The sequence below is a fragment of the Bradyrhizobium sp. P5_C11_2 genome, assembly GCF_054049755.1.
In genome coordinates this window covers 1-1,363 of record NZ_JBFULT010001003.1, presented here as the reverse complement: position 1 = coordinate 1,363, position 1,363 = coordinate 1, and the positions used below count along the sequence as shown (strand labels likewise).

At 66.8% G+C, this 1,363-nt stretch carries 2 protein-coding genes; both read left to right on the top strand.

Translation table 11 applies throughout. The features are described 5' to 3' along the window. Positions 1-192, top strand: a 192-nt coding sequence (locus ACXJL8_RS41125; protein WP_456687046.1) for a hypothetical protein, incomplete at its 5' end; no start/stop codon positions are given. After that, a partial coding sequence (locus ACXJL8_RS41120) for a hypothetical protein (RefSeq protein WP_456687045.1) occupies positions 189-1,363 on the top strand: 1,175 nt, incomplete at its 3' end. The genes ACXJL8_RS41125 and ACXJL8_RS41120, both read left to right, overlap by 4 nt.

Below are 1,363 nucleotides of genomic sequence, written 5' to 3'. Positions count from 1 at the left end.
GCCAAGGGCACGGCCGTGGGCTCGTCCAGCGCCTTTGCTTTCGGCGCGCATGCGTCCCGCGGCAGCGCCAGCGGCGGCGCCACCGCGCGCGGGGCGGGCTCGACGGGATGGGATCTGATGCTCGAGGAGGAAGGTGTGCCGATCGCCTATTTCGCCGAGATCGAGCCCTGGGTTTTGACGGATCGCTCATGATGTACGGCGTGGCCCCGATGTGCGCGTTGCCCTGGTCGGCCGACCGGCGGGACATGCGCGTCTATTTCGACATGACGATGGATCTGTCGGCCGATCTGACGCTGAAGATCTACGTCACCACCGCGGCGGGCTATGCCACCGAGCCGACCGACACGCCGGCCAACCAGCCGTTTCGCGGCGTGCTGCAAAGCTTCTCGTTCTCGCGCTCGATCATGCAGAGCGACATCGGCCAGTTCACCACCGGCACCGGCAATCTCACGATTTCCAACGACGATGCCGAGTATGACTTCCTGCCGCAGACTTACGCGATCGACGGCCGTCCGATCGCGATCCGCATCGGCCGGCCCGACCAGCCCTATGCCGACACCTATCCGCTGGCGAAGCTCACGGCCTCCGGCTGGAATATCGACACCGAGGTCATCTCGATCGACCTGGAGGACTATTCCTACAAGCTGGAAGTGCCGTTGCAGCCGAACACCTATGGCGGGACCGGCGGCGCTGATGGCGGATCCGATCTCGCAGGCAAGCGCAAGCCGCTCGCCTTCGGTAATGCGCTCAACGTCTCGCCCGTGCTGCTGGTGCCGAACCTGCTGATCTATCAGCTCCACGACGGGTCGCTGCAGGCGGTCGATGCGGTCTATGACCGCGGCGTGCCGCTGACCGGCGCCGGCAACGTCGCCGACTATGCCACCCTTGCCGCCGCCAGCGTCACGCCGGGGCAGTTCAAGACGTGTCTTTCGGCAGGCCTGGTCAAGCTCAGCTCGATCGCGGCCGGCACGGTGACCGCGGACGTCCGCGGCGACAATTCCGCCGGCTACATCACGACGACGGCCGACATCGTCCGCTGGGCCTTGCGCAATCGCACCGTGCTCGATGATCCCGACGACCTCGACGCTGCATCCTTTGCCGCAGTGAATGCCGCGCAGCCGGCGCCAATCGCCTATTTTTCCGGGCCCGACGACAACCTCACGGTCGCGGCTTTCATCCAGGCGCTGATGGGCGGCATCGGCGGCTGGGGCGGACATCGCCTGGACGGGACATTCGAGGTCCGGATCTTCTCCGCACCATCGGGCACCGCCGCCGCATCGTTCACGCGCGACGACATGATCGGCGGCGACATCAAGCGCGAGCCGCTGCCGGATTCGTATCGGCCGCCGCGGTGGCGCTGGCG